7 protein-coding genes are annotated in these 9,991 nt (G+C 33.2%); 2 read left to right on the top strand and 5 right to left on the bottom strand.

Going from position 1 to position 9,991, the window contains the following annotated elements; all coding sequences use genetic code 11:
* Nucleotides 1-53 (bottom strand): helix-turn-helix domain-containing protein (locus FWJ34_RS19600; RefSeq protein ID WP_396232002.1); only part of this gene is annotated, 53 nt, incomplete at its 3' end.
* 459 nt (nucleotides 54-512) lie between these two features.
* Between FWJ34_RS19600 and mreC the strand changes: the two genes are divergently transcribed.
* Together mreC and FWJ34_RS15310 are read left to right on the top strand one after the other, a co-directional pair.
* Nucleotides 513-1,268 (top strand): rod shape-determining protein MreC, encoded by a 756-nt coding sequence (gene mreC / locus FWJ34_RS15315; protein ID WP_308256208.1) that lies wholly within the window; start codon nucleotides 513-515, stop codon nucleotides 1,266-1,268.
* 51 nt (nucleotides 1,269-1,319) lie between these two features.
* Nucleotides 1,320-2,057: a DUF3153 domain-containing protein gene (locus FWJ34_RS15310; protein WP_308256207.1), complete on the top strand. Its 738-nt coding sequence runs from the start codon at nucleotides 1,320-1,322 to the stop codon at nucleotides 2,055-2,057.
* A gap of 228 nt (nucleotides 2,058-2,285) precedes the next feature.
* Here the strand turns inward: FWJ34_RS15310 and FWJ34_RS15305 are convergent, their stop codons facing one another.
* The 4 genes from FWJ34_RS15305 to atpG form a co-directional block, all read right to left on the bottom strand.
* Nucleotides 2,286-4,439, bottom strand: coding sequence for a choice-of-anchor Q domain-containing protein (locus FWJ34_RS15305; RefSeq protein ID WP_308256205.1), 2,154 nt, complete (start codon nucleotides 4,437-4,439; stop codon nucleotides 2,286-2,288).
* A 343-nt stretch (nucleotides 4,440-4,782) separates the two neighbouring features.
* Nucleotides 4,783-7,425 carry a choice-of-anchor Q domain-containing protein gene (locus FWJ34_RS15300; protein ID WP_308256204.1) on the bottom strand — a complete coding sequence of 881 codons (2,643 nt, stop codon included), beginning with the start codon at nucleotides 7,423-7,425 and terminating at the stop codon, nucleotides 4,783-4,785.
* Between the two features lie 41 nt (nucleotides 7,426-7,466).
* Complete coding sequence (locus tag FWJ34_RS15295) at nucleotides 7,467-9,155, bottom strand: choice-of-anchor Q domain-containing protein (protein ID WP_308256203.1); 1,689 nt, start codon at nucleotides 9,153-9,155, stop codon at nucleotides 7,467-7,469.
* Between the two features lie 211 nt (nucleotides 9,156-9,366).
* Nucleotides 9,367-9,991, bottom strand: a 625-nt coding sequence (gene atpG, locus FWJ34_RS15290; RefSeq protein ID WP_308256202.1) for an ATP synthase F1 subunit gamma, incomplete at its 5' end; no start/stop codon positions are given.

Here is a 9,991-nt window from a genome sequence, read left to right as displayed (position 1 = left end):
AAGACTTTTTGCTCAGGTGTTGGGTAAATTCGGTAACGATACGCTTTTAACATTTAATTAACACTTTGACAACTCAGTTTTTATATTAACATACATTTTTAAGAATGGTAACAAAATTAAGAAATAGAAAGCCGTTCTTTAAGGACGGGGTTTTAAACCCGAAATTTTGATAAGTTAGTATGCTAAATTAGTAAAAAAAAGGGAAGAGCGAGGGGCGGATTTGAGAAGAAAGAAATATCAAATATTAAATTATCTTTTGGCGTTGGTAAAACAAGATATAAATTATGGAATCACTAAAAAAAACACTTAATCTGTAACTGTTAATAATATTCGACAACTGTTTTGAGTTATTTTTAATTACTTATATGTTTTCTCTTATAAATTCACCAACGCCTATCTTTTTTGATGTTCTGAATTGTATAAACTTTAAAGATTCAATATCCTATCAATTATTTAATAATAATTAAGTATACTATCTACTGAAGAACCATTTTATTTTTAGATTTAAGGCTTTGAAATTTCTTTATCGTTGGTGGCAAAAATACGGCATTCAATTAGTCTTAGGACTAGTTAGTATTCTTATTGCTTTACAAATTTATTATAGTAATGGGGCATTTATTTCCGAAACTTTATACCGGCTTTCTCCTTCTTGGTTATCTAATCCTCAAGTCGATCGCCAAGCTTTATATGAACAGCGTACCATTCAAGAGTTAACAAATAAAATAGTTGCTTTAGAGACTCAAAATCAAAATCTGAAAAAAATTGTTAAATACACAGAAAAATCCTCAGATCCTCTCATTCCTGCTAGAGTTATAGGTAGAAGCCCTGATGGTTGGTGGCAAGTAATTACTCTTGATATAGGAAGTAATAAAGGTATTACAACTAATAATGTAGTGATGAGTATCGGCGGTTTAGTTGGTAGAGTTACTGAAGTTAATAATAATACTAGCCGAGTTTTGTTGATCAGTGATTATAATAGTCGAGTGGGTGCAACTCTAACCCGAACAGGTTATCAAGGTTTTATTAAAGGGCAGGGTACACAAATTGGCTTAATGGAATTTTATGCGAAAGTTAATGATGTCAAAATTGGGGATGTTGTAACCACTTCTAATGTTAGTAGTATTTTTCCCCCTGATATTCCTATCGGAAAAATTACAGCTATTGATCTTAATAAAAGTCCTGCTCCTGAAGCACAACTAGAATTTACTGCTCCTATAGATTTTTTAGATTGGGTTGTAGTTGACTTAGCTGAAAAATCTCTTTTTTAAAAATACTAATATTTAGGCACAATTTTGATTATTTTCTATTTACTAAAAATTATGAAAAAAATACTATTATTTCTTTGTTTAATAATTACTTTAACTGGGTGTGTTCGTTATGATGTAGGAATTACATTTCCTCAAGCTAATAGTGGAACAATAATTCAACATATTAAATTAGGAGAACAATTAACCAGTTTTAGTGACGGAGAAGGTAATGCTTGGTTAAATAGTATTGAACGTCAAGCTCTAAAGTTACAAGGCAAAACAAAACGTCTTTCTAAGGAAGAATTAGTGGTAACAATTCCTTTTAATAATGCTCAAGAATTAGTAGATAAATTTAACCTATTTTTTGTACCTCAATTAAGCAAAAAATCTCAACAAAATCTTGCTAAAAATAACTCTAGTAATTTATTAGAATTAGAAGCAAAAATGTCAATTAAACAAAATAATTTAATTCTCCTAGTAAGAAATACTCTTAATTTCTATGCAGATTTACGTCCTTTAGGAGTAATTGCTAATGATGGTACAATTATTATTTCTTCCGGAGATTTAATTGATTTACAGATACAGTTTACTTTTCCTTGGGGTGCAAAATTATCTCAAGAAAATGAGTTTCCTAAAAAGGAAAAAATCACCAATAATCAATATAATCTTCAACTAGAAGCAGGACAAATTAATGCGATTACTGCTATTTTTTGGCTTCCTAATTATGTTGGGTTAGGTACAGTGGCGATCGCCTTATTTATTTTATTAGGCTATTATCTAAAATATAAAAAACTACCTTTAATAAGCTGAAAAAATAGTGATAGGGTGATTAGTCATCGGTGATTAGTTAGAGTTTGTTGAATTAATCGGAAGGTTATTAAAATCGATAGTTTTGACAGACTACATCTCTCAAAAAATCCGCAATTTTAAGCCATTTTAGTCAAAAATGGGGTAAGTAATATGTTTACAACTAACCAAAATTCAACAAGGAGCTTAAGCCCCTTGTCAAACGATTAAAACTTTTCACGAAATTCCTCGTTAACCTACTTCAAAAGCAACCCCTTCTAAAGTGAAATTAGAGGAGAAATTAGCTATAATGTTATTTTTTTCAGTTTCTCCGGCAAATAAATAAGTACCAGGATTAGTTAGGCTTTGAAAACGATAAATATCCTGTCCTTTATTAGCGTCTGCACCATAAACATAAAAAGCAACACCTTCATCAATAAAATTACGATTATTACTCAAAATACTTTGTCTTTCTTGCTCACCTGCATAAAGATAAGTACCCGGTTTAGCACTATTTTGAAAACGATACATAGCAATTAAATTATCAGCTGGTGCTTCGGCAACATGAAAAGCAAATCCTTCTTCTTTAAAATTGCTAAATTTAGTGCGAATATTTTGAGCTTCTTGTGTTCCAGTATAAAGATAAGTACCGGGTACATTTCGATTTTGAAAACGATAAATAGGGGCATTTAATAAAGAATCAGTGTTGTGTTCTGATGTATCATGAAGAACCACTGAAGCATCAGTAATATTTACAGTGGTGTTGGTAGTCGTATTAGCTCCTGTTACTGCGGTATTTGTGGTGTTAGTAGGAGTAGTGGTGGTGTTGGTAGTCGGATTAACTCCTGTTACTGCTGTATCAGTGGGAGTCGTGGGAGTCGTGGTGGTGTTGGTAGTCGGATTGACTCCTGTTACTGCTGTATTTGTAGTATTAGTAGGAGTAGTGGTGGTGTTGGTAGTCGGATTAACTCCTGTTACTGCTGTATTTGTGGTATTAGTAGGAGTGGTGGTGGTGGTAGTCGTACCGGCAACGAAAACTTCATAAGCACCAATATCAATTTTACCGTTACTGATACGTTCTGAACCTCTTTGATCCAAAGCTGGAGTATCAGGGAAAAATAAAGGATAGTTAACCATACTATTGTCTCCTGCATCGATAGCCGGACTACCTGGTAATAGGGCATGATTTGGAGTTGTACCGCCGTTATTTTGTAAAGGACCTATAAAAAGCTCTACTCTTCCAGTAGTTGCTCCACCGACAATATTCCCGTTATTAGCATCTAAAATTGAACCATTAGCATTCGTTACTAAATTATAGGCACTACGATTATCAAAAAAGCCGTCTAAGTCTGGGCTACCGGTATTATTACCCACGATCGTATTATATAAAATAGTATTTGCTGTCGTAGTTTCTGAGTAAATACCTGAACCAACTTGAGCGCTATTATTAACAATAGTAGAGTTAATAATTCTCGTAATTCCTCTTGATAAAATACCGCCTCCAACATCTCCAGGTCCATCTTGATTTGTCCCTGATGCACTCTTATTCCCTGATACTGTGGTATTCACCATAATTAAGGTTGCACCAGCCTCATTAAGAACACCACCACCACCACCTTCAATTACATCAGGGGCGGCAGCATCTGCTAAATTGTTAATAATAGCACTGTTACGAATAGTTAATGTTCCAGTATTGTAAATACCCCCTGCGTTATCTCCTGAATTATGTCCACTAACAATGGTTTTATTCAAAGTTAATGTTCCTTGGTTATTAATACCTCCTCCTTGAAGGGTAGTTTTACTATCAGCAATAACACTATTAATGAAAGTAGCAGTAGTTCCTGAATCAATATTAATAGCACCACCGTTAATTGTTCCCCCAGTAAATACGGCATCAACATTATCTTCTGTAATAGTTCCATTTTTGATCGTTACATTTTGAATGACTAAGTTCCCATTGGTTGATTTTCCTGAACGGGTGGAAGATATGACATCAAAAACTCGATCGCCTATGGTAGGAGTAGGAGTGGGAGGATTTTCAGGGAAAGGATCATTAGGATCAACTACCACTGGAAGAGGTTGTGTTAAAGTTCCGGCATTAATAATGGTAGTGGCAGGATCTACACCGATAATAGTAACATTTCCCGTAATGTCTAAATCTCCTGTGGATAAACGACTACGAAATAAAGTAGCTTGGTCAACAGTATTATTCTCTGCATCACTAATAGGGGGGATTAGGACATTTTTGATCGTTAAATCATAGGTACCCGCAGGTAAATTAATAATATATTCGTTACTGGGATTATTATTAGCGATGAGACTAGCATCTCTTAAAGATAAACCTTGAAAACTACTACCGTCATTTTGATCTTGAGTAGTTGTTACGTTTAAAGTGATAGTAGCCATAATTTTGTTATTTTTTACTATAAATTTTCTATCTTAATTAATTGTAACCTGTTAATTTTAGAAATCAACAATTTTTTTTCAGGAGATAAAAGTTAAAATTGTTTGTTGAGTTATAAATCCTTTGATAGCAACTACCAAAGTTATAGAGTAGGACTTGATGGGGATGAATACCTAGCTAGACCGTTCGTTGTTACTAAATCTTGATTTAAAAAAGGGACTTCAATTTTTCAGTTATACCTGATAATGATTGTTAGGCTATAGATAAAGATTTATAAATAATCCTAAAAATAAGTTAATTTTTGTTAAGTTAAAATATCAGTAAAAACACTTAATTTAATTAACTTTAAATACCTACTTCAAAAGCAACTCCTTCTAATCGGAAATTATTAAAATTGGCAAGGATATTATTTTTTTCTGCTTCTCCCACAAAGAGATAAGTACCTGGATTACTTGAATTTTGAAAACGATAAATATTCTGTCCTTTATTAGCGTCTGCACCATAAACATAAAAAGCAATACCCTCATCACGAAAATTTTGATTATTAGTTAATATACTTTTTCTTTCTTGTTCCCCAGTATAAAGATAAGTACCGGGTTGTGCTGTATTTTGGAAACGATATATAGGAATTAATCCATCTTGGGGGATAACTCCGACTTTAAAAGCAACGCCCTCCTCCACAAAATTAGGGAAAGTCGATCGAATACTTTGAGCTTCTTGTATACCAGCATAAAGATAAGTACCGGGTACATTTCGATTTTGAAAACGGTAAATGGAAGTATTTAATAAAGAATCTCCATCATTAAGAACAGCGATGGCATTTCCACCATTATTAAAACCCGATTCTACACTACCAATATCAACTGTACCGTTATTAATACGAGGATTGCCAAATTGATCTACTGGTTCAGTTCCAAAGAATGTCCGTAATTGAGCAATACCATTAGTTCCAGCGTTAATAGCAGGGCTATCATTTAACGGTTGATAAGCAATGATGTTACCTTGAGAATCTTGAATCCCCCCTAACTTAGGATTAAGAGAATTCCCGACACTACCAACAATATTATTGTTAATACCATCAAAAATTCCATTAACACTACTAGCACCTATTAAATTGTATGAACTACTGGTATTAAAAAATCCAGTAATGTCCGTAGGTGAAGGTGGATTGGTTATTTGTGTGTTAATAGTTCCAATGATTCTATTTTCAAAACGAACCACATCGTTATAGTTAAAAACTCGATTATTTTGACTTGAATCTCGCACAAAACTAGCTTGACTTTTATTATTATCATTTAACCCTAGGGCATTATTAAAAGTTCGGAAAGTAAATATATCTTTTTTATCGGCGATGAATATATTTTGATTAAATTCAGTGCTAGGGTTGATAGTAGAATCAGAAAGTACTAATACCAGTTTTCCTTGATCATCAAATTGAAAATCAGTATTAAGAAAAACTAAATTATTATTGTCCAATGGATTGCGATAAGCGAAACCAAAATTTTGATCAACATTTTCCACTAAGTTATTATCTTCACTAGAAAAACCATTGGCTTGAGAAAAGAAATTATCTAAATCTGTTCCAAAATATCGATTAAAAACGTATTTTATATCAGCATTTTGATCAAAAATGAGATTTTCAAGATTTATTTTGGTGGTTATATCAAATCCTTCTGATGGCTGAGGAGAAAAAGGATCAGCACTTTTATAAAGCACACGAAGGGTATAATAAGCATCTCGAAAAGGAGTAATATTTTCTGGAGGTTGAATTAAAATATTATTTCCGTCCACTACATCCCAAACAAATTGTTCGATAAAATTATTAGTAGATTGACTGGTAAAATTAAATCGTGGAAAAGGTTGTCTAATAGTTTGACTAAATTCTGTTTGAACTTTATTGTCTGCAACTATTGTATTATTTATCGAAATACTTGATCCTGTTCCTTCAGAATAAATTCCGCCCCCCTGTTGAGCAAAATTGTTAGTAATTGTCGAATTAACAATATTAGCATTACTTCTATTAAGTACTCCTCCTCCATTCGTCAGTCCTAGGGTAAAATTAGATCGATTTGTTGTCGAGCCAGAAGCTACACTATTCCCCGCAATAGTACTATTGACGATAGTTAAATTCCCTATGGCATTGTCTTCTATTCCGTTGACAATTCCTCCTCCCTCCGCTTGTAATGCATTAACAATTGTATCTCCAACAAAATCATTAAAGTTTTTAACAGCATTATTCGTAATTGTACTACGATTGATATTCATTGTCCCAGTGTTAACAATTCCCCCACCAGATCTATTTAAGTAAAATAAAGAGGATGAGTAATAGTTAACTTCTTTGACTTCATTACTTTTGATCATGGAATCATTTATGGTTAAAGTGCCATTATTATTAATTCCACCACCGATTAATTCACTAATATTATTCGTAATAATACTGTTATTGATTGTTGCTGTCCCTCCAGCTTCAATATTAATACCTGATCCATAAGGTACTGTATCAATATTTCCTCTTAATGTATCTCTTATTAAAAGTCCATCCCGAACGGTGACATTTTCAAGGGTAAGATTTGCACCCGAAGCCACATCAAATATTCGATCGCCAATAGTCAAAACATCATAGAATGAATTGCTACTTTCTTCACTGAAAAAACGATATTCTGATTGTAAACCAGCACCACTGATAATAGTGTTATGGGGATCTTCAGCTCTAATAGTAATTTTGCCAAAAATATCTAAATCACCAGTAGTTTTGCGAGTTTCTTTTAAAGTATCTAAATTGGTAGTAAAGTCTCTGTCTATAGTGTTTTGAATCGTTAAGTTATAAGTACCAGCAGGTACATTAATAATATATTCTTTAGAAGGATTAGCATTAGCTTGTAAAATCGCATCTCTTAGGGAAAGTCCATTAGTTTGGCTACCATCGTTTTGATCTTCGGTGGTATTTACGTTTAATACTATTTGGCGAGAAAAATCAAATGTTGTCATGGTTTTTACCTCTTGTGATCAATAAATTAACTAAAAATATTTTAAGCTACTTCAAAAGCAACCCCTTCTAAGCGGAAATTAGAGAAATTAGCAAGAATATTATTTTTTTCAGCTTCTCCTACAAATAGATATGTACCTGGTTGATTTAAGTTTTGGAAACGATAAATATCTTGCCCTTTGTTAGCATCAGCACCATAAACATAAAAAGCGATACCTTCTTCCTTAAAATTAGAAAAATTTTGTTTAATACTTTGTCTTTCTTGTTCTCCTACATAAAGATAAGTTCCTACTTTCTCTTGATTTTGAAAGCGATAAATCGGAACTAAATCATCTCCTGAAGTAACACCAACTCGAAAAGCTACCCCTTCTTCTTGATAGTTACTAAAGTTAGCTCGAATATTTTGAGCTTCTGATTCACCGACAAATAAATAAGTACCACTAACACTATTATTGCGAAAACGATAAATAGGAGTATTTAATTGTGACGAAAAGTTATTACTATTAACCCCTGAATTTTGACTAAATTCATAACTGCCTATATCTACTATTCCATCAATGATTCTAGGGGCTCCTCTTTGATCTTCGCTACCATAATAGTTAAATAAATCTCGAATTTGACTATTGGCATTATTCCCTGTATTAATAGCAGGACTTCCTTCAAGTAATGGATGAACTAACTCAGCAGACGCATTATCGATAGTAGTAAATGTTGGAGGTAAATCCCCAATAAGAGGATCAAATGGACTTTCTAAACTACCGACACGATTATTATTAAAACCGTCAATAAAAGTGCCTCTTTCCGATGTGCCGATAATATTATAAGAACTGAGATTATTAAATATTCCTCCCACATCTGCACTGTTGATATTTGTAGCAACGATACTATTACGAAGAATTGTATTAACTGAAGTAGTTGTATCTGTACTACCTGAAAAAATACCTGCACCTCTTGAACCGCTATTATTAGCGATCGTCGTATTAATAATAGTCGTTTGATTTCCTTGAGTCCAAATACCACCCCCGATGATACTGGCATTACCTGAAATAGTACTATTAATAATAGTCATCTCTCCACTTTCGTTAAAAATACCACCACCACCGAGGGAAGTATTATTACTCGTAGAGTTAAAAGCAACAGTACTTCTATTGAGAGTAAGAGTGCCATTCGCACCGTTATAAATTCCCCCTCCACTGCCGATGGAAGAATTAACTAAAACTACAGAATTATTAATTTGTAATGTACCCTTATTGGCAATACCACCACCTTTACCGTTAGTGCTATTTTGAGCAATAATAACATTCTCTAAAGTTCCTTGTCCTGTCGTTTCAATACTAATAGCACCACCGTCAACGGTAATAACTTCCGCATTCCCATTGATAATTGAATTTTGTGTACCTACATTAGCATCTTGAAGAGTAATATTTGCTAGATTTAGATTTCCCGAAACGGTAAAAATGCGATCGCCTAAAAAACCAGCAGTAATATAAGTGTTACTAGCACTAGTTCCAAAAATACTAATGTTACTTGTAATATCTAAAGAACCGTCTTCCGTGAGAGTCAGGTTATAAGTTCCTGAAGGTACATTAATAGTATATTGTCTTCTGAGATCTGCATTGGCTTGAATAATAGCATCTCTGAGAGATAAACCATTAACTTCACTACCATCGTTTTGATCTTCAAAGGTATTAACAGTTAAAAAAACTTGAGTAGAAAGGGTATTTTGATTCATCAGTTTTATAAATGGTTATGAAAAATCACTATTTAATATAATCTATTACCTAAGTAATATCAATAGGCTATTTATAATAATTCTTTTAATTTAAACTAATTCTAACAAAAAACCTTAATTTCCTTGATTAATTACTACATTTTCAAGATAAAAAATAAAAAAGCCCTCCTCAGTTTGAGAAAGGCTTATCTTGATTGAGTTTTTCAACCTGTTAACCTAAAGCATTAGCACCTGATACTACTTCAAGAATTTGTTGAGTAATAGATGCTTGACGAGCTTTGTTATAAGATAAAGTCAAAGTTTTCATCAATTCCTTCGCATTTTCACTAGCGTTACTCATGGCAGGCATCCGTGCCGCTAATTCACTAGCTGCTGATTCCTGTAAAGCTCTTAATAATTGGTTATTAATGTATAATGGTAGTAACGAATCGAGAATTTGTACAGGATCTTGTTCAAAAATCATTTCTCGGGGTAAAGTTTGTGCCGTATTTGCTACGGTTTCTCTTTCTACCTGAAAATCTCCCCCTCGCACGGTTAAACGGAAAATTTCATCATCATGAACTTCCAAACCTTGAGGAGTTAAGGGTAACAGAGTTTGAATAACAGGTTTAGAACTAATTAAAGAGACAAAACGAGTGTAAATTAATTCTACTCGGTCAATTGTTTTAGAGAAGAATAAAGATAATAACTCGTCTGCCATTGCCCCTGATTCGTTTGCCGTTGGAATTTGCTCTAAACCGAAGTATTGTTGAGCGATGGATTCATTTCTACGTTTGAAATATTGACCAGCTTTGCTACCAATAGTTACATAGGACAAGTTAATTCCTTGAGCTTTA

The organism is Geminocystis sp. GBBB08, from assembly GCF_016743215.1.
Taxonomy (GTDB): Bacteria; Cyanobacteriota; Cyanobacteriia; order Cyanobacteriales; family Cyanobacteriaceae; genus Geminocystis.
Note: the sequence above shows the minus strand (reverse complement) of the source record. Positions and strands in the feature narration are given on the sequence as shown.